At 51.4% G+C, this 19,149-nt stretch carries 15 protein-coding genes; 6 read left to right on the top strand and 9 right to left on the bottom strand.

The features are described from left to right. Window positions 1–119: 119 nt before the first annotated feature. On the bottom strand, window positions 120–1,367 hold the full coding sequence (locus tag FH871_RS01710) for an efflux RND transporter periplasmic adaptor subunit (protein ID WP_138989603.1): 1,248 nt from the start codon (window positions 1,365–1,367) through the stop codon (window positions 120–122). Between the two features lie 342 nt (window positions 1,368–1,709). Here FH871_RS01710 and FH871_RS01705 point away from each other — a divergent pair, with 342 nt between their 5' ends. The 3 genes from FH871_RS01705 (at window position 1,710) to FH871_RS01695 (ending at window position 6,523) form a co-directional block, all read left to right on the top strand. Next, the gene (locus FH871_RS01705; RefSeq protein ID WP_138989602.1) at window positions 1,710–3,095 is read left to right on the top strand and encodes a sigma-54 dependent transcriptional regulator; all 1,386 of its coding nucleotides are present in this window, start codon (window positions 1,710–1,712) and stop codon (window positions 3,093–3,095) included. A 3-nt stretch (window positions 3,096–3,098) separates the two neighbouring features. Next, window positions 3,099–4,427, top strand: coding sequence for a PAS domain-containing sensor histidine kinase (locus tag FH871_RS01700; protein ID WP_138989601.1), 1,329 nt, complete (start codon window positions 3,099–3,101; stop codon window positions 4,425–4,427). A 1,451-nt stretch (window positions 4,428–5,878) separates the two neighbouring features. Then, window positions 5,879–6,523 carry a hypothetical protein gene (locus FH871_RS01695; protein WP_138989600.1) on the top strand — a complete coding sequence of 215 codons (645 nt, stop codon included), beginning with the start codon at window positions 5,879–5,881 and terminating at the stop codon, window positions 6,521–6,523. A 51-nt stretch (window positions 6,524–6,574) separates the two neighbouring features. On the opposite strand, the gene FH871_RS01690 is transcribed toward FH871_RS01695, so the two are convergent. From FH871_RS01690 to FH871_RS01680, 4 genes are all read right to left on the bottom strand, one after another. Then, window positions 6,575–7,057 (bottom strand): DinB family protein, encoded by a 483-nt coding sequence (locus tag FH871_RS01690; RefSeq protein ID WP_229316937.1) that lies wholly within the window; start codon window positions 7,055–7,057, stop codon window positions 6,575–6,577. A gap of 26 nt (window positions 7,058–7,083) precedes the next feature. Then, entirely contained in the window at window positions 7,084–10,080 is a 2,997-nt protein-coding gene (locus FH871_RS01685; protein ID WP_138989599.1) for a glycoside hydrolase family 3 N-terminal domain-containing protein, read from the bottom strand. Window positions 10,081–10,312: 232 nt separating this feature from the next. Then, window positions 10,313–10,486, bottom strand: a complete 174-nt coding sequence (locus FH871_RS33030) for a hypothetical protein (RefSeq protein WP_171062727.1) — start codon at window positions 10,484–10,486, stop codon at window positions 10,313–10,315. Window positions 10,487–10,619: 133 nt separating this feature from the next. Then, window positions 10,620–11,855, bottom strand: coding sequence for a nucleoside recognition domain-containing protein (locus tag FH871_RS01680; RefSeq protein ID WP_138989598.1), 1,236 nt, complete (start codon window positions 11,853–11,855; stop codon window positions 10,620–10,622). Between the two features lie 148 nt (window positions 11,856–12,003). Between FH871_RS01680 and FH871_RS01675 the strand changes: the two genes are divergently transcribed. Beyond that, window positions 12,004–12,669 carry a M15 family metallopeptidase gene (locus FH871_RS01675; protein ID WP_229316935.1) on the top strand — a complete coding sequence of 222 codons (666 nt, stop codon included), beginning with the start codon at window positions 12,004–12,006 and terminating at the stop codon, window positions 12,667–12,669. A gap of 17 nt (window positions 12,670–12,686) precedes the next feature. Here FH871_RS01675 and FH871_RS01670 read toward each other — a convergent pair whose 3' ends face one another. Then, window positions 12,687–13,217: a PolC-type DNA polymerase III gene (locus FH871_RS01670; RefSeq protein ID WP_114403925.1), complete on the bottom strand. Its 531-nt coding sequence runs from the start codon at window positions 13,215–13,217 to the stop codon at window positions 12,687–12,689. A 118-nt stretch (window positions 13,218–13,335) separates the two neighbouring features. Between FH871_RS01670 and FH871_RS01665 the strand changes: the two genes are divergently transcribed. Beyond that, window positions 13,336–14,247 carry a metallophosphoesterase gene (locus tag FH871_RS01665; protein ID WP_138989597.1) on the top strand — a complete coding sequence of 304 codons (912 nt, stop codon included), beginning with the start codon at window positions 13,336–13,338 and terminating at the stop codon, window positions 14,245–14,247. 16 nt (window positions 14,248–14,263) lie between these two features. Here FH871_RS01665 and FH871_RS01660 read toward each other — a convergent pair whose 3' ends face one another. Beyond that, window positions 14,264–15,625: an amidohydrolase family protein gene (locus tag FH871_RS01660; RefSeq protein WP_138989596.1), complete on the bottom strand. Its 1,362-nt coding sequence runs from the start codon at window positions 15,623–15,625 to the stop codon at window positions 14,264–14,266. A gap of 74 nt (window positions 15,626–15,699) precedes the next feature. Between FH871_RS01660 and FH871_RS01655 the strand changes: the two genes are divergently transcribed. Continuing rightward, entirely contained in the window at window positions 15,700–17,118 is a 1,419-nt protein-coding gene (locus FH871_RS01655; RefSeq protein ID WP_138989595.1) for an alpha-L-fucosidase, read from the top strand. 94 nt (window positions 17,119–17,212) lie between these two features. Here FH871_RS01655 and FH871_RS01650 read toward each other — a convergent pair whose 3' ends face one another. Together FH871_RS01650 and FH871_RS01645 are read right to left on the bottom strand one after the other, a co-directional pair. After that, window positions 17,213–18,058: an oxidoreductase gene (locus FH871_RS01650; protein WP_138990221.1), complete on the bottom strand. Its 846-nt coding sequence runs from the start codon at window positions 18,056–18,058 to the stop codon at window positions 17,213–17,215. 84 nt (window positions 18,059–18,142) lie between these two features. After that, a complete protein-coding gene (locus tag FH871_RS01645; protein ID WP_138989594.1) occupies window positions 18,143–19,045 on the bottom strand; it encodes an AraC family transcriptional regulator in 903 nt (300 codons plus the stop codon). Window positions 19,046–19,149 lie beyond the last annotated feature (104 nt).

The raw sequence follows: 19,149 nt of genomic DNA, 5'->3' as shown, positions 1-19,149 counted from the left end.
CTGGTTTCTGATTTACAACTCTGATAGTCTTCGCTTAACTCAACTATTCTCTGCTTGACTCCGCGATACAAAAAAGCTATTTCGCGGAGTTAAGCAGAGAATAGCAGAGTTGAGCGGAGTTAAAATTCTAATACTTCGTTATCACCAAAGTTCTCGTAGGATGACGTAATGACCTGTTCGCCCGGTTCGAGGCCGGTCAGCACTTCGAAATATTCGGGGTTTTTACGACCCAGTGTAATGCTCCGTTTCACCGCCCGGTTGCCCACTTTGTCTACCACATAGACCCAGTTGCCACCTGTATCTGAGAAGAAACCGCCCACGGGCAACAACGTCGCTTTCGAAGCTTTGCCCAGTTCGAGTTGAATGGGCGTCGACTGGCCACGTTTGATCCCCGCCGGAGCACCTTTCGGGAAAATCATGTCCACCTCAAACCGTCCGTTCCGCACTTCGGGATAAACCCGGGTAATCTGGAGTGCGTTGTTGGTGCCGCTGTATTCAAACGTTCCGTTCAAACCGGCGAAGATGCGGCTGTTGTAGTGTTCGTCGATGCCGACCCGCATTTTAAACCCGTTGAGGTCATCGATCTGGCCAATGTTCTGGCCCTGGTTGATGTTGGAACCGACTTCCACGTCCATCGACGATAACTGACCCGAAACCGGTGCTTTGACCACCAGGTTATTCAGTGTTTGCTGCCAGAGGGCCACGTTTTTCTGGGTCCGGGCCAGCGTTTCCTCCAGTTGCTTGATCTGAATCAGGGAGTTTTCCTGCTGGTATTTCTGCGATTCCACTTCAATTTTGCGTTGCTCCACCAGCCGGTCATAATCCCGTTTGGCCGTCAGGTAATCCTGTTCAGGAATGGCTTTGTCTTTAAACAATTTCGCCTGGCGATCATACGCATCTTTGGCCTTATCGAGCTGAAAATCAAGATCAGAGAGTGTTTTTTGCAGCGTATAGCGTTCCACCCGCAGGCGTTGACGGGTATTTTGCAAATCGTTGACCAATCGGTTGGCTTCGGTTTCCGACTGGAGGAAGTTGAGTCGCAGGTTCTGGTTTTCCAGCTTCAGCAATACTTCGCCCTGTTTCACCATTGCCCCACCTTCTACGAGTTTCTCCGTCACATACCCCCCGGCGATGGCATCGAGCCGGATGGTTTTCAGAGGCTGAACCACACCGGTTACGACAATGAAATCGTCGAAAGTGCCGGTTGAAACGGTTGAAATCGTAATTTTATCCTTTTCGACGTTCAGTTTCGAACGGTGATCGGCCCATAGAAAGTTGTAAGCCAGTAATCCGATTACGGCTACTCCGCCAATTGCAATGGCAATCCGCTGGCTTGTCCAAAATCGTTTAGGTAATACGCGATCCATTAATTCGTTGATTGATTGGTTGACTAATTGATTCTTGAATAAGGCTGCAATAAAATGATTTTTCAGCATCATCCACTTGGACAGTCTAATGCCAATTGACGTGCCAGTAATTTACATGTGCTGATAGACAGTAGGTTATGGTGGTTTTGAAGGCTAATTCCTGTCCACATGCGGACAAGTTTTGTCCGAAAGCGGACACGGGTAAAACCGCTGAATATTGTCGTGTCAGGGCTTCCTGACAAGCTGTTTTGCAGCGAACCAACAGACTGCCTATCTTTAGGCGGTAAACGGGCATCCTGACTGGAAAAACCGCACTGTTTCTAGCACCGTCCTGAAAATTCTATGTCGAAACTTCTGATTATCGACGACGACGTCGATGTGTTGAGCGCAGCCAAATTGTTGCTCAAACGCCATTATCCCCAGGTTGATATTGAAAAAAATCCTGAGAGAATTCCGTTCCTGATCACCAATGGAAGCTACGATCTCGTGCTGCTCGACATGAATTTCCAGCGCGACAACAGCAGTGGCCGCGAGGGTTTTCTGTGGCTCGACCGGATTCTCGACATTAAACCCACCACGGCGGTTGTGTTGATCACGGCCTACGGTGACGTTGAAATGGCGGTGCGGGCCATTAAATCCGGTGCCCGGGATTTTGTGTTGAAACCCTGGGAAAACGATAAATTGCTGGCCACCCTGCAAAGCGCGCTGGACGGGCGGAAGGACGACAGCAACGGCCTGTCGAAAACCGGTAGCCCGGCCGGATCGGCGTCGGTGGGCGGCAAGTCGCAGAACCAATCCAGCTACATAGCCGTCAGTCCCTCCATGCGGCAGGTGTTTGCCACCGTGGAACGCGTGGCCGAAACGGATGCCAATGTGCTGATTCTGGGCGAGAACGGAACCGGGAAGGACGTGGTAGCCAGAGCGTTACACCAGCGCTCGCTCCGGCGTGACAAACCGTTTGTGAGCGTAGATCTGGGTGCTTTGAGCGACAGTTTGTTCGAGAGTGAATTGTTCGGCCACGTGAAAGGCGCCTTTACCGATGCCCGCGAAGACCGCACCGGGCGGTTTGAAGAAGCCCAGGGCGGAACGATTTTTCTGGACGAAATCGGCAATATTTCACTGCCCCAGCAAGCCAAACTGCTGACGGTTTTGCAACAGCGGGTGGTGACCCGCCTGGGAACGAACAAACCCAAAAACATCGATGTCCGCCTGATTTGCGCTACGAATTCACCGATTTACCAGCACGTCAGCGACCGGTCATTCCGGCAGGATTTGCTGTATCGGATCAATACCATCGAGATTCACATTCCGCCCCTGCGCGAACGGCCCGAAGACATTGTGCCGCTGGCTGAGCATTTTCTGAAGCAATACCGCAAACAATATAACCGCAAAGTAGCTTCGATCAGTCCGGCCTTGACGCGGCAGTTGCAGCAGTACCGCTGGCCGGGAAACATCCGGGAATTGCAGCACGCCATTGAGCGGGCGGTTATTCTGGCCCAAGGCAATGTGCTCGAACCGGAAGATTTTTACTTCGGCACCAGCACCCCGGCGGCCATTCCGACGGACAAGGATTTGCCGTTTCAGGAAAATCTTCAGATTGAAGACATGGAGAAGAAAATGATTCAGCAGGCCATGCAGAAGTACCACGGCAACATCACCGACATCGCCCGGGAACTGGGTCTGTCGCGGCAGGCCCTGTACCGCCGTCTGGAGAAATACGGACTCTAATTTATGAAACGATTTGCCACCGGCCTTTTTATTCGAATTACCATTATCCTGGCTACCTGTCTGCTAATCGCGTATGCGTGGTGGACGGTTCCGGCCAGCCGGTCGCTGCTGGTGGGGGTGGGGATTATTCTATTGACGATACAAACGGCCAACCTACACCGCTACATCACCAGCCTGAACCGCAAGCTGACCCGATTTATGGAGTCGGTACGGTATTCGGATTTTGCTGTGGCCTTCAAAGCCGATAGTGAGTTGGGTCCCAGTTTTAAGGAATTGAACCAGCAGTTCAACGAAGTGCTGGAAGCTTTCCGGCAGGCGCGGGCCGAGAAAGAAGCGAATCTGCATTACCTCAACACCATCGTTCAGCAGGTGAGCGTAGGGCTGATTTCGTTCGATATGGTCGGCAACGTCGAGATGACGAATCAGGCCGCTTTGCGTTTGCTGGGTATTTACCGGCTCCGTAACCTTTCTGATTTACAGTCGGTTCATGCCGGTTTATACGATATTCTGACCGGAACACCCAGCAGTACACCCGCCATTTACCAGACCAGCTTCGAGCAGGAGCTTTCGGTGCGCTGTGCCACGGTTAGCCTGCGGGGTCGTCCGGTCACGGTGGCGTCGATTCAGAACATCCGCTCCGAACTGCAGCAGAAGGAACTGGAAGCGTGGCAGAACCTGACCAAGGTACTGCGGCACGAAATCATGAATTCGGTTACGCCGATTGTCTCACTGGTCGGCACCATGCAGCAGATTGTCAATACGGAACTGGCCGGGGCGGATACCGAAGCGGTCAATGACCTGCGCGAAGCCCTGACGACCATCGAACACCGGGGGCGTGGCATCATGCGGTTTGTGGATGCCTACCGCAATTTCACGGCGATTCCGCAGCCGCGGCTGGCCGAAATCTCTGTTGAGAATCTGCTCAAAAATGTCATTGCGCTGGTGCAGACGGAGTTGCAGCAACGGCACATTATTTTGCAGGCTCCCCCTGTGCCATCGTATCTGATGATTTTTGCCGACGCCGGACAAATCGAGATGGTGTTGATCAACCTGATCAAGAACGCGATGGAAAGTTTGGACGGACACCGAAAACCGAAACTCCGGCTGGAAGTTAAATCGCAGGACAACCGGCTGATGATTTACGTTTCCGACAACGGGCCGGGCATCGAACCGGAAGCCATCGAGAAGATTTTTATCCCCTTTTATACCACCAAAAAAACCGGTTCCGGCATTGGTTTAAGCCTTTCCCGGCAGATTATGCAGCTTCACAACGGGCAATTAAAAGTGACCTCTACTCCCGGACAAGGCAGCACGTTTTCGATGATTTTCTGATTAACTCACCATCCTGCTAATCAAGTTCTCCGTATTGGTATTATATTTGCTTTTGCAAGCATGTACAATACCTGGTTCTATAGTATTTTCTAATTTATAAATAGCTATCCCGTTCGCCATGTAAAACCACCATCCACTTTTGTATGATATTAGCGATAAACTATTGCCGAATCTATCTCTTACCCCCATTTGAAAGATTCATCAATACGAAAATTGAGAGCCAATTTATAAAAATCAGTTACATATTAATTCTTTTAATTTTGACGTTTCCGTACCTGGATTTCGTCCATATACCGAGTGCCGGGATCGATAATTCATGGCGTATTGCGTTAGAAATTAGTCAGCAAAAAAAACTGATTTGGGGGCAGGATATTATTTATACGTATGGGCCGTTGGGCCGATGGCTTCAGCGGTATACGATTACAACCGGCCGGCTGGAACTTTTGGCCGTCGATCTTTTCTTCGCGGTTAATTTGGCCGTTTTGCTCTATAACTTGTTGCCTAATCCGCTCCGAATATGGCATTTGGGTGTCTATTTCATCCTGTGGGCCCTAATTAGCAGCATGTATGGGGAATGGGTGCATTTTCTGTGGTTTTATTCGGTAATTTACTGGGGTGTTCGCTATGTCTACCGGCCGACACAGGGTTTGCTCTACTACTTATTTGTCCTTTCCACCGTAAATTTTTTCATGAAGGCCAATTACGGCCTTCTCATTCTGGGTTTTATTGTTTCGTTACTGGTTTTTATTTACTTGCGCAAACAAAAAAACGGACGTTGGTTTCTTTATCAGGTAGCGATTCTGCTGGCTTTACTAATAATGGGTGCTCATTTTTTGCACACCGATTTAGTGAATTACTTTATTTCCAGCCTGTATATAATCAGCGGTTATAACGAATCGCAGGCAATTTATCCGGATAACCGGCTCAGGCTCGTACTGCTCTCGTATGGAATATATCTCTTGCAAATTGCAACCATCTTGCTCTACTTTTATACCCTGGCGACATCCGCTTACAAGCCTAAAAATAATCCTTATGCTGCTTCATTCAGTCTGGTATGGTTTCTGATCATTTCCTTCGTTCTTCTGAAATATGCATTCACCCGAGCCGATAGCGGCCACTTAACGGTCTATATCAAACAATCGAGCTTATTGCTGGTGCTGATTATCGTTTCCGTAAAAGAAGAATGGATTCGGAAAACGTTCTTTGTTTTTTTACTCCTGAATAGCAGTTTATATCTTGTTTTTTATGTACCGGTTTTCGGGAAAATATCGGTAAATTATACGACGATGTTTATCCAGAAAGTATACATACTAAAGCATTATTTTCAATCAGCATTAACGGAAAAGTATCCAATCCCCAGAGCAACATTCCCCGCCCGGATTCGTCAAAAAATCGGGAATCAGACGACGGACCGGATACCCAATGAAATTTCAGAAATTTATTTTAACGGATTGAACTACAATCCCCGCCCGGTGATTCAATCCTACCAGGCTTACAACTGGTATCTCGATACGAAGAATCGGCAGAAGTATCTTTCCAAAACCGCTCCCGACTGGATTATCTACTCCTACGAAAGTATTGATGGGAAATACCCGCTTGCGGATGAGACGCAAACGCTGTTGGCGGTGTTGCAACGCTATCGCGTGTGCGACGAGGCCAATGGATGCCTTTTTCTGAAAAAAACGGATGCTATCCGGCCGCTGCAACTTGTCAGAAAAGAAACCATCCGGCTGCGGATGGGTGAACCACTGCATTTTCCGGAAAAAGACTCCCTGTTGCATGTCATTTATACCCAAATCCACTATTCCCTGTATGGAAAAATCCTGAATGTCCTTTTTCAGCCTCCGCAACTGACCATGACCATTGGGGCAGAAAATAACCCGGCCGTTACCTACCGGGCGGTGCCCGTGTTGCTGGAGAAAGGGATGGTGGTGAACGCCCGGGTCGATCATCTGGCTGACGCCAAAGAATTTCTGGAAACGTCACAGGTTCGTAATAAACGGGTTACGTCTATTGTGTTTAATGAGAAAATCCGGTGGAAATCCGGTTTCGATGCAGCGATGGAGGTGACCTTACAGTCATACAGGCTGCGATAACCGTTTGCAGGGTGGTGATACCATACCGTCTAGGCTGCCCGGTAAACTGGCTCAGTTCCGCGCCCAGAAAATAAAATCGGTCAGTGGAGCCTGGTCAAGTTGCGGGCGAATCAACTGGACGATTTGCCCGCGGTGGTAGGCGGCATGGTGACTCAACTGCGTCAGAATGTCGATCAGGGGGCTGCTGAAAGGTTGACCGGTTGAGGTGGTATACGAAATAGTCCGGTTCAGGCTGTCGTCTGATTCATTTGCCAGGAGGGTTTTCAAGCGCAGGAAATTCCGGTCGGATGTTTCAGCCATCCAGGCAATCGGAATGTCTTCCCAAATGGCAACGTAACTGACTTCGCCCGTCACCCGCGACAGCCAGATTTGCTGGGCAGACAGAATATGCCCCATCAATTGCACCGCCCGAAGCGGAGGACTGGCCACGCTGTCGAGCGCATCGATCACGGTTCGGTTGGCCCACTGCTCGTAGTCAACCAGGCGAATCAGGTAGTTTTTCATCCGCAGCCGGGTGTTTTCCGCATTAGTCAAGACAAAAATACGAAATGGATTCCTTTTTACGGCGTCATCAGGATACTCGCCAGATTGGACGTCGGTCCCCGCCGAATTGCTTCGTACAACGCATCGGCGATGTTCGTCCGCACGTTCATCGTAATGAGCTTGGTGTGGCTCCGGCTCGGATAAACCCGGTTCGACATGAACACGTAGGAGGTGTTATATTGCGGGTCAACCCAGATAAAGGGTCCGGTAAAACCAGAGTGTCCGAAACTCTGTGGGCTGGCGTATTTAGGCGCGTTTCCTGAATATTTGAACGTCGGCTTGTCGAAGCCCAGGCCGCGTCGGCTGCCTTTTTCCGGGAATTGATAGCGCGTAAATTCCGTAATGGTGGCCGGACTGATGAACTGCTTTCCACCGTAATACCCCTTCTGCAAATACATCTGGACCAGTTTCATCAAGTCGTTGGACGAACCGAACAAACCGGCATGGCCCGAAACACCACCGAGCATGGCGGCTCCTTCGTCGTGCACGCGACCCCAAACCAGCGTTTTGCGAAATACCGAATCATATTCCGTTGGAACCATGCGCGGCAGGGGATAAAACCGCAGCGGGTTGAACGTCAGCGTTGTAGCGCCCAGTGGTTCGTAAACATTCTGTTTCAGATAGTCTTCAAAGGGCTGGTGCGTCATTTTTTCAACAATCTGCGGATACAGAATAAACGACAGATCGCTGTAGACGTAGTCTTTTTTGGCACTGACCGGCGAGTCGCGAATGGTCTCAAAGATGGTTTTCCGGTATTTTCGGTGCATGAACAGATTATCCGTAATCTCTACTTTATACGGGCCGTGTTTTTCCTCGTCAAACGTATGGTCTTTCCAGGTGCCGTCGGGATTTTTGGTTGCGGTCCAGAAGGCAATGGATGCCTTTAAACCCGCCTGGTGCGCCAAAACGTCCCGCCAGATCAGATTGGCTTTGTTTGAATGTTTAAAATCCGGCAGGTAGTCACCCATGGTTTTGTTCAGATCGAACTTCCCTTCGTCTACCAGCCGCATCAGTGCCAGCGTCGAGGTGCTGATTTTGGTTACGGAAGCCAGATCGAATAAATCGTCTTCTTTCGTCGGGGTCAACCCTTCGTAGGTGTGCGTTCCGTAGGCTTTCCGAAAAATTACCTTGCCGTCTTTCGCCATTTCCACGACACAACCCGGTGTTGCTTTTTGCTCCATTGCCACTTTCACCAGCGAGTCGATCTTTGCCGTCAGGAAATACGAATCGATGCCGACCTCTTCCGGAATGGTGTATTTCAGCCGGGCAATGGCTGGGTTGGTGATGCCGTCGTTCAGTTTGAATTGCGAATTGACCGTTACGGGCAGTTTGCCTTTTGCCGGAATGGCTCCAAAAATGAGCTGAGCAGCCAGTTCTTCCGTGAATTGGGTAAGCTGGTAGGCCATAATCAGCCCTTTTGCCTTGTCCAGCCCTTCGAGTTTGTCCAGCGCATAGGGATTCCCAAAAACCGAGACGACGGCTTTGCCGGTTTCACACAATTCTTTCAATAGCGCGACGGTTTTGGGCGTAATACCGTATTGCACCGCCGGGCGAATGTTGCTCAAATGTACGCCTACGAGCAGTAAATCGTACTGTTTCAGGTCGTTCCGAATCCGCTCAACGGTGGTGTCCGCCGTCGTGGCTGCCAGATTGAAATGATCGATGGCGGTATAATTGGCGAGCATTTTCTGAAAATAGGTTTCGTTCGGGGCATCGAGCGAAACGGAGGCAATCCGTTTGGTACCCAGATTCAATACCGGAATGATGGGCTCACCAGACGGCTCTTTGTCGTTTTTCAGCACCGTCAGGGCTTCTTCCGTTAGCAGTCGATTGATCAGGTTGGATTCAGGTTCGTTCAACTCCCGAACCAGGTTCATCAGATTGACGGGTTTGTACCGATCCAGTCCGACCCAGGCTTTGGCCGCCAGTACTTTACGGCAGCGGGCGTCGACGTCCGTTTGCAATAGCCGCCCGTCGGCAATGGCCTGTTTGATCTCCGCAATGGCGCGCGGAATGTCGAGGGTATATTCCAGCACGTCCATACCCGCTTCGATGCCCATCCGGTCGGCAATACCGGACGGAAAATATTTCGTAACGCCCTTCATGTTCATGGCGTCGGAAAAAACGAGACCGCCGAAACCCAGTTCGTTTTTCAGCAAATCGGAAACCACCCGGCGTGAAAGCGTACTGGGCAGGTTGGGGGTGGAGTCCAGCGCCGGGATGTTCAGGTGGGCAATCATGACACCCGAAGCGCCCGCATCGATCAGTTTCCGAAACGGAAACAGTTCCAGTTCGTCCAGTTGCTGGCGGTTTTTCGAGATCAGTGGCAGGTCGTAGTGCGAATCCGTACCGGTATCGCCGTGGCCGGGAAAGTGTTTCAGCGAGGTCAGCAAGCCGTTGTCCTGCATACCTTTCATGTAAGCCAGCGCCTTGCGGGCCACCGATTCCTTGTCTTCGCCAAACGAACGGAAGTTGATAACCGGGTTGTTGGGGTTATTGTTGACATCGGCTACCGGGGCAAAATTGATGTGAATGCCCATCCGCTTGCTTTGGCGCGCCACGGCGGCACCCATTTTATAGATCAAATCATCGCGTCCCTGTATGGCCCCCAGCGTCATCTGATACGGAAACCGCACGGTGCTGTCGAGCCGCATACCCAATCCCCACTCGCCGTCGATGGCAATGAGCATCGGAACTTTTACGACGGTTTGCAACCGGTTTACCAGCCGCGCCTGTCGGATCGGACCACCCTGAAAGAAAACCGCTCCGCCAATCTGATACGTTTGAATCAGGGCCATCAGCGAATCTTCGTAACCTTTGCTGCGGTTGGAAAAACCGGCTACCATGATCAGTTGGGCAATCCGCTGATCGGGCGTCAGGGCGTTAAAAACCGAATCGACCCAGCGTGGATTTGCTTTTAGAAAAGAGGGAACCGTCTGGGAATGAGCGGACTGAAATGAAATGAAAAGACAGAGCGTACAAGCCAGCAAACGTAAGCGGACGGAGAAAAGCATAAGCGATGGATTCCTGTTGATGCAACGGTTCAGCAAAAGTAACAAAATCAGGGGCTAAATTTGCTCAAATACCGGTTTCAAATCAGCAATCAGCACGACCGGTTCTTCGAGGCTTGCTGCCCGCCGATTGTACCACGATGGCCGACGTCCGGAAAATGCCCAAACCATGACGAGACTGAAGACGATCATCGCCATGTCGAAAACGGAGAGATTCGGTTGAATCCTCGGGTGGTTATTTGCTGCGGTTTTGGCGAGCCGCCTGTGCCTTTTGCGCCTGTTCCCGTTCGTATTCCTGGCGGTGGCGTTTTTCGGCCGATAGGTTGCGGTATAAGCCGTTCAGGACGTAGATGTCGTCCACTTCATCGATGAGCAGGTGCAACTGTTCGCGTATTTCGTTGATATTCATACTTCTATTTTGCTAGCCCCAAATTGCATCCGGGGTTAGCCAGTGGCAATCCCTTCGGGGTGAAAGACTGGCTATGGATAAATGGATGTACACTAATTGGTATAACGCTGTTGCATTCATTTTGCCACGTTGCTCAGTGAAAAAAGAAGTACCCCAGCGCAATGCCGGCGATGACGCCGGCGGCATCGGCAATCAGGCCGGCGACGATGGCGTACCGGGTTTTTTTGATGCCGACCGACCCAAAATACAACGCGACGATGTAAAATGTCGTATCGGCAGCCCCCTGAAAAATGCAGGACAGCCGCCCTACGAACGAATCCGGGCCGAACTCCTTCATGGCGTCGATCATCAACGCCCGCGACGCACTGCCGCTCAGGGGTCGCATCAGTGCGACGGGTAACGCATCGGTAAAATCCGTGTTGACACCCATCAACCCAATGACGTACTTCATCCCGTCCACGATGTAGGTCATTGCCCCGGAATTCCGCAGCGCACTGATGGCAACCAGCATCCCGACCAGGTACGGAATAATCCGGATCGAAGTTTCAAAACCGCCTTTGGCGCCCTCGATAAACGTGTCGAAAATATCGACTTTCTTTCGCATCGCACCGAGCAGAAATGCCACGATGATCACAAACAGAATGACGTTGCCAACCACTTTCGAGATCTGCTCGATTTCCTCTTTTGGCAGCGACGACAAATACCACAACGCCAGCGCGAGAAAAGCCGTAATACCGCCCAGCCAGCCTATCACCAGCCCGTTGAACAGGTTGATCCGTTGTTTCAGGGCCACCAGAAACATACTGAAAACCGTGGCCACATACGTCCCGATCAGGCAGGGAATGAAAATGTCGGATGGGTCTTTGGCCCCCAGAATGGCCCGTTGCGCCATGATCCCGAGCGGTACGATGGTCAGCCCGGAGGTATGCAGCACCAGAAACATGATCTGGGCGTTGGAAGCGGTTTCCTTCTCCGGGTTCAGTTCCTGCAAACTCTGCATGGCTTTCAGACCGAAGGGCGTGGCGGCATTGTCGAGCCCGAGCATATTGGCCGAAAAGTTCATGATCATCTGCCCGTTGGCGGGATGGTTTTTCGGCACTTCCGGGAAGAGTTTGTTGAAAAAAGGGCCGATGATGCGCGCCAGAAAATTGATGGCCCCGGCTTTTTCGCCAATGTTGAGCAGACCCAGAAAGAAGGTCATCACGCCCGCCAGGGGCAGGGCAATGTCCATCACCGCCGTTTTGGAGGAATCGAACAGCCCCTCGACAATGACTTTGAAAATCTCGGTATCGCCCAGAAAAATCAATTTAAAGAGCGCAATCAGAAAGGCAATCAGAAAAAAAGATACCCAGATGTAGTTGAGGGCCATGTTTACACGTTGTTCATGGCAAAATAGGTGGTTTTTCGTTATTTCGCAACGAATCAACTCTGATCACCTCTGAGGTTCCCTGATTAACTCTGTGAAACCGTTATTACACAGCGTTAATCAGAGAGCGTCAGAGTTAAAAAATAAGTCAGTGAAAAACAGCCTTTTCTTTCTTCTGGTATTTCCCACTATTCTTCTGGCTCAGGGGAAACTGGAGCAGGCCCTGATTCGGCAGGGATTGGTTGATATTCAAGCGGTTGACCGGACGGTTCTGGTCGAATTGAAGTATTCTACTACCGATAATTTTGTGGGAAAAGACGTCTATGGCGACCTGACGCGGGCGTATTTGCAACCGATGGTGGCTCAAAAACTGGCGAAAGCGAGCAAACTTCTCCAGCAAAAACACCCGGATTTTCGTCTGCTGGTGTATGACGCTACCCGGCCCCGCTCAGTGCAGTGGGATTTGTGGAATACGCTGAGCCACCTGCCCCCCAACGAACGCGGGAAATACGTTTCCAATCCACGCAACGGCTCGGTTCATAACTACGGTTGTGCCGTCGATCTGACGCTGGCGACCAAAGCCGGAAAACCGCTCGATATGGGAACAAAATTCGATTACTTCGGCGAATTGGGACATCCCGATAAAGAACTCCAGATGCTGAAGCAGGGGAAACTGACCCAAAAACAGGTTGAAAACCGGCGGCTGTTGCGCTCAGTGATGCGAATGGCGGGCTTCTCGTCCCTCAAAACCGAGTGGTGGCACTTCAACGCGCTATCCCGTGCCGACGCCAAAAAGGTGTATAAAATTGTGGAATGAGCCGGAAACCGGAGCGACTAAACGCTAACCCGCCAGGTTTTGATCAGTCCGTGCATATCGTTCATCAGCAGCAGCTCGAAAAGCTTTACCGTTGCGGCTGCGTCGCCGTCGGCGCGGTGGCGGTTTTTGACCGGAATTTCGAGCGAACGACACAATTTACCGAGGCTATACGAAGGCAATCCCGGAAAAATCCGGCGGCTGAGTTGCACGGTGCAGAGCCGGTGACGCTCAAAGGGCAGGCCGATCCAGGCAAATTCTTTTTTCAGAAAACCGTAGTCGAATGGCGCATTGTGGGCCACAAAAACCGCTCCTTCCGTTACCCGCGCAATGTGGTGAGCAACGTCGGCAAAGTCGGGCGCTTCCTGCACCATTTCGTCCGAAATGCCGGTCATACGGGCAATAAAGGGCGGAATGGGGCAGTGAGGGTTCAAAAGCGAATGAAAGCTATCGACTACCTCAACACCATCATACCGAAAAATGGCCACCTCTGTCAGACGGGTTTGTCCACCGATTCCCCCCGTCGTTTCTACGTCAACAATTGAAAACATCGTTTCGCAAGTTACACTATTTTCTTTTTTCAGTAAGATTTTGGGGAAGGATGCCCGAAAATAAGGTTGCAGAAGCAGGACGTCACGAAAGGGACTCCGGAACGCTAAACAACCTGCCATGAATCGTCGCGAAGCACTTGCCTCTCTCGGGCTGTTGACCACCAGCCTGAGCACACCTGAACTCCCCGAAACCTACCGGCGAAAACGCGTGCTGCGGGTGGCGCATCTGACCGACATGCACATGATGCCCCGTGCCAATGCCGAAGTTGCGCTGGCGAAATGTTTGCACCGCCTGCAGTCGATGAAAGACCGCCCGGCGTTTATTCTGAACGGGGGCGACACGATCATGGACGCCCTGTCGCGGGATAAAAACACGGTGCGGAAACAATGGAACGTCTGGAACCGGATTATCAAAGCGGAAAATTCACTGCCCATTCATGCCTGCATTGGCAATCACGATGTCTGGGGCTATAACGGTTCCAAAAAAGATCCGCTTTACGGCAAAGCGTGGGCCGTGGAGCAGTTGGGGCTTTCCAACCGGTATTACAGTTTCGACCACAGCGGCTGGCATTTTGTGGTACTGGACAGCACACAACCCCGGCCCGAAGGTGGCTGGTATATGGCCCGGCTTGACGACCAGCAGCGCGATTGGCTGGAAAAAGATCTGCGGAAAACCGATGCGAAAAAACCGGTGCTCATTCTGTCGCACATTCCCATTCTGTCGGCGTCGGTGCTTTCCAACCAACGGGTGCAGAAAAATGGCCGTCGGGAAATTTCAGGCGGTTTGCTGCACACCGACGCTGCGGATTTGATCCAGTTGTTTCACAAACGTTCCAACGTAAAAGTCTGTCTGAGCGGCCACACGCACCTGCTCGACCGGGTCGATTACAACGGCGTGACGTATCTCTGCAACGGCGCACTTTCCGGCGACTGGTGGGACAAACCGACCTATCACCAAACCCGCGCCGGTTACGCCCTCATCGACCTGTTCGACGATGGTTGGGTGGAGCGGACGTATGTGGCGTATTGAAAAAGTGGCTTTTGACTCAATTCTTCTCCAGCTTCTTCAATTCTTTCTGAATATACGCTTTCGACAGCCAGTTGGTCCCGATCATCACGCCTTCGATGTTTCTGGTCTGGCTGATGTCTTTCAGCGGGTTGCCGCTGAGCAAGACCAGATCCGACACATTACCGGTTTTGATGACGCCCGAATCCGGTTTTTTGAAGTACGAAGCCACATTGACGGTTCCGGTGCGCAGGGTTTCGTAGGGCGTCAACCCGGCGCCGACGAGGAACTTCATTTCGTGGTGAATCGAAAAACCGGGTACGTTGAAAACCTGGGGTGCATCAGAACCCAGAAGAATATCGACGCCGTTTTTCTGGCATTCGTAGAGGATTTTACGGCGCATCTGGATGTACTTTTCCGCGCGTTCTTTCGTAAATTTCGGGTTGTTGTTATAGTTGTTTTTGGTCCTTGTCCAGTTCTGAATTTCCTCCGGTTTCATATACTTCATTTCCGGATCTTTCGTAAATTCTTCTACCGGGAGGGGCGAGAGCCACCGTTCGGCGAGGGCTTCGGTCGGAACCACGCGGATGTTCTGGTCGTGCAAGCCTTTTACCAGTTTCGGAATCATCGCCGGATCAGCGCGGTAGCCAATCCAGGAGCCGAATAAACCGGTTTCCTGCTCGACCAGCGTGTCGGAACCGGGCGTAATGGCTTCCATGAAACTGTCCAGATGGTCGATGGAAGAATACCCGGCATCGATGGCCATCCAGGCGCCAACGTTGAACGAAACGTGGCCGACAAACGGAATGCCAACTTCCTTGGCGGTTTTGGCAATGGCCGGAAAAGTCTCTTTGGTTAAACCGGGGTGTAATTTCAGGAAATCATACCCGGCGGCTTTCTGGTCACGCACCATTTTGGCTCCCTGTTCCGCCGATTTCACGGTTTGCCCACTGAACGATGGACCGGACGCGTAAAAATGCGGTCCCAGAATGTCACCGCTGTTGATTTTGCTGCGGAGTTCGAGGTGTCGGGGGTGACCCAGCATCCCGCGAATGGTCGTAATGCCGTTGGCCAGATACAGCATCAGCACCTCCTTCATCGGCTCGATGTCATCGATCGGCGGCACATGGGCGTGAATTTCGGCCCAGCCGGGTGTCAGGTACTTCCCTTTGGCATCCACCACCTGGGCATCTTTGCTATACTTTACTTTACCTTCCGCGCCCATGGCGGTGATTCGGCCATTTTTCACGACAACGGTCTGGTTCTCCAGAACCCGCTCCTGATCCATCGGGATTACGTTGACTGATTTGAAGACGATTTCTTTCTGACGATTGCTGACCAGATCCTGCGCAAAGACCGACTGCGTCAGGAGAACGAAGAGAAACGATAGGAGGGGGCGCATGATCATACCGGTTTGGAATAGCTGGATAGGGAACACTGACGTATATTTGTCGGGAATCACCTTTTTTATACGCAATGTCTTTTAAAAAAGTTATAAAAGGAAGCTTTATCGGAATGGTTTTGGTCGTTTCGCTGCTGCCATGGGGTTCGAAAGCCCAAACGAAGTCGTCGCAGCCCGTTGCCCTGACCCAACGCCAGCAGGATTTTGTCGATCTTCGGTTTGGCATGTTCATTCACTTCAACATCCCGACGTTCATGGAGGACGACTGGGCCGATCCGGAAGCGTCGCCTTCGCTTTTTAATCCAACCAGGCTGGATTGTAATCAGTGGGCCAAAGCCGCTAAATCGGCGAAAATGTCGTATGGCGCACTGACCACCAAACACCACAGCGGTTTCTGCATCTGGGACACCAAAACGACCGATTACAACGTGATGAACAGTCCGCTGAAACGGGATGTGGTGAAGGAATACGCCGACGCGTTTCGTGCCAACGGGCTGAAAGTCATGCTGTATTATTCAATTCTGGATACGCACCACAAGCTGCGCCCCGGTTTTATTACGAAGAAACACGTCGCTATGGTGAAAGCACAATTGACGGAATTGCTAACCAACTACGGCGAAATCTCGGCGCTCATCATCGACGGCTGGGATGCGCCCTGGTCGCGGATTTCGTACGATGACATACCGTTTGAGGAAGTATACCGGCACATCAAGTCTATCCAGCCGAACTGTCTGGTCATGGATTTAAACGCGGCCAAATATCCCGCCGAAGCCTTGTTTTATACCGACATCAAATCGTATGAACAGGGCGCGGGGCAGCACATTTCGAAAGAAACCAACCGATTGCCTGCGTTGTCATGCCTGCCCATCAACAAGGCGTGGTTCTGGAAAACCGCCTTTCCCAACGAGCCGGTGAAAGATCCGGCGGTTTTGGTGAACGACAACCTGATTCCGTTCAACAAAGCCTACTGCAATTTTATCCTGAATGTGGCTCCGAACCGCGAGGGGTTGATCGATGACAACGCGCTGGCGGCTCTGACAAAAATCGGCGAAATCTGGCCGAACAACGATATCTGGGCTATTCTGCCGGTTTTCGATGCGCCGATCATCTCGACCAACCTGGCCAAGCACCAGCCGAGCAACGCCAGTTGGAGCAACGATATGTGGATCATGGATTTCGGCAACGACGACAACTTCAAAACCGCCTGGATGTCCAATCCGTCGGTGAAAAAGCCTTGGTATGAAGTGGTTTTCGATCAGGAAAAAGCGTTTAATCTGATTACGGTTCTGGAAAAACAGCCCGCCATTACCCAGTATCGACTGGAGTATTTTACGAAAGGAAACTGGAAGCCCATTTTGACCAGCAGCAACACCAGCCGCGCTAAGATCAACCGGTTCAATACCGTGAAAGGCAGCCGGGTACGCATTCTGCTGGATGCGTTTACCAGCCCACCCGCCATTGCAGAATTTGGGGTGTATCACGAGCAGAATTAGGCTGAATCGATAGAAGCGAACAGAGCCGGGCCTCAACGCCCGGCTCTGTTCCCCTGGTTCTGGTCTCTTGTAAAGCCAATTAGACACGGATTGTTTACGCTTCAAAACCCGTTGAAACCGTGACTTCTTTCCAGGTTTCCAGGTCGTTTTGAACCGCGTCGATTTTTTGGTAGGCCAGATCATACGCGTCCTGACCCAAAAACAGATGCAGGGGTGGATGGGCTTCCGATGCGATTCGGATCAGGGCCGCAACGGCTTTTTCGGGGTCGCCAGCCTGGTTGCCATTGATCTGATGCTGGTGGGCCTGCTGCGAATTCCGCACCTCCTGGTAGGCGTCGATCTGGTTTTTAGGAACCCCTAATGAACTGGAAGTCAAAAAGTCTGTGCGGAAATAACCGGGTTCGACCACGGTTACGTTGATACCCAGCGGTTTGGCCTCGGCTGCGAGTGATTCTGAAAATCCTTCGACCGCAAACTTGGTCGCGCAGTAAATCCCGAAACCGGGGAAGGCACCCGTAAAACCGCCAATGGAGGAGATGTTGATGATGTGTCCCGATTTCTGTTCGCGCAGATAGGGCAGTGCTTTCCGAATGACGTTCAGGGAACCGAAAACGTTAATGTCAAAATTATCGCGAGATTCCTCGTCGGTCAGCTCTTCGATGCTGCCGAGTAAACCGTAACCGGCGTTGTTGACCACCACATCGATTTGACCAAACTGATCGACGGTTTTCCGAATCGCTTCGGCCACGCTGGATTCGGTTTTCAAATCGACCGCCAGGGGCAGAAAACGGTCATCGGTCGCGCCAACGGCCAGGCGCAGGTCGTCGAGATTCCGGGAGGTAGCGGCTACCCGATACCCATTGTTTACCAATTGTTTTACCAGCGAAAGTCCCAGGCCTTTCGAAGCTCCGGTGACAAACCATACTTTTTGCGTGCTCATCATTTTGTTTGTTTTATGATGCAGCAAAAGTAGGCCGGTTTGGCAGGCCGGGCATTGCGGTTTTCAAACCGATCCTTGCAAAATTCAAACCGTGCGGAATGCCGAGGGCGTCAGGTGGGTGTGCTTCTTGAAAAAGTTGTTGAAATGGGCCGGTTCTTCAAAACCGAGGGTGTAGCTGATTTCGGAAATGTTCCAGTCCGTATGCTTCAGTAGGGCCTTCGCTTCACTCGCCAGCCGTTCGGCAATGTGGTCGGTGGTGGTTTTACCGGTGGTTTCGCGGATGGAGCGGTTGAGGTGGTTGACGTGTACGGCCAGTTGGTCGGCAAAATCCTTCGCCGACCGCATCCGGAACCGTTGCGAAGGCGATTCGATGGGGAACTGACGTTCGAGTAATTCCGTGAAAACAGCCGTAATCCGGGATTTCGCATCCGTATGCTGGTAGAGCGTTTCGGAGGGCTGCATTTTCAGCGCATAATGCACCAGTTCCGTCACGTAGTTTCGCAGCAGGTCATATTTATACAGGTAATCCGAATTGATTTCCGCGAGCATTTTTTCGAACAACTGGCTCACTTGCTGATCCTGAATGTTGTTCAGAACGTAGGCCGGTTTGCCGCCAATGGCATACATCGGCAGTTCGTTGAGGTTTCCCCTAATTTTTTCGGTAAAAAATGCTTCCTTGAAAATGCAGAAAAAACCGCTGGTATCTTCCGACAGCGATTCCCAACTGTACGGCACCTGTGGGTTGAAGAACATCAGGGTCGTTCCGTTGACTTCCAGGCTTTTATCCGCGTAATGATACACGTTCCGGCCCCGGATCAGGGTGACTTTGTAAAAATCCCGGCGGCTGTACTGTACCGGTTCTTTCCCCTCCCCAATGCAATCCTCCAGCCTGAACACATTGAAATGCCCTCTGTCCTGTTGCAGGTTCTCAGGCAGCCAGTTGAACTTGATCTGGTAAAAATCTTCGAGTGATTCCGGTTTTGACATAACGCGAAGTTACAAAATTCAAACCAGGTTTCTCAATCAAGGGTGTTACTTTCGTTCTCCCCTAATCCGCAGACGGTGTCGACATCGTCTGCGGATTAGGGGAG

It is taken from the genome of Larkinella sp. C7 (assembly GCF_006149005.1).
Classification (GTDB): domain Bacteria; phylum Bacteroidota; class Bacteroidia; order Cytophagales; family Spirosomataceae; genus Larkinella.
This window is presented reverse-complemented; position numbering and strand designations above follow the sequence as displayed.

Excerpts from the sequence above, each read along its gene's own strand:
- FH871_RS33030 (WP_171062727.1), bottom strand. The coding sequence starts at position 10,486 with ATGAATATCAACGAAATACGCGAACAGTTGCACCTGCTCATCGATGAA.
- FH871_RS01710 (WP_138989603.1), bottom strand. The coding sequence starts at position 1,367 with ATGGATCGCGTATTACCTAAACGATTTTGGACAAGCCAGCGGATTGCC.
- FH871_RS01705 (WP_138989602.1), top strand. The coding sequence starts at position 1,710 with ATGTCGAAACTTCTGATTATCGACGACGACGTCGATGTGTTGAGCGCA.
- FH871_RS01645 (WP_138989594.1), bottom strand. The coding sequence starts at position 19,045 with ATGTCAAAACCGGAATCACTCGAAGATTTTTACCAGATCAAGTTCAAC.
- FH871_RS01655 (WP_138989595.1), top strand. The coding sequence starts at position 15,700 with ATGTCTTTTAAAAAAGTTATAAAAGGAAGCTTTATCGGAATGGTTTTG.
- FH871_RS01670 (WP_114403925.1), bottom strand. The coding sequence starts at position 13,217 with ATGTTTTCAATTGTTGACGTAGAAACGACGGGGGGAATCGGTGGACAA.
- FH871_RS01660 (WP_138989596.1), bottom strand. The coding sequence starts at position 15,625 with ATGCGCCCCCTCCTATCGTTTCTCTTCGTTCTCCTGACGCAGTCGGTC.
- FH871_RS01700 (WP_138989601.1), top strand. The coding sequence starts at position 3,099 with ATGAAACGATTTGCCACCGGCCTTTTTATTCGAATTACCATTATCCTG.
- FH871_RS01685 (WP_138989599.1), bottom strand. The coding sequence starts at position 10,080 with ATGCTTTTCTCCGTCCGCTTACGTTTGCTGGCTTGTACGCTCTGTCTT.
- FH871_RS01650 (WP_138990221.1), bottom strand. The coding sequence starts at position 18,058 with ATGAGCACGCAAAAAGTATGGTTTGTCACCGGAGCTTCGAAAGGCCTG.
- FH871_RS01680 (WP_138989598.1), bottom strand. The coding sequence starts at position 11,855 with ATGGCCCTCAACTACATCTGGGTATCTTTTTTTCTGATTGCCTTTCTG.
- FH871_RS01665 (WP_138989597.1), top strand. The coding sequence starts at position 13,336 with ATGAATCGTCGCGAAGCACTTGCCTCTCTCGGGCTGTTGACCACCAGC.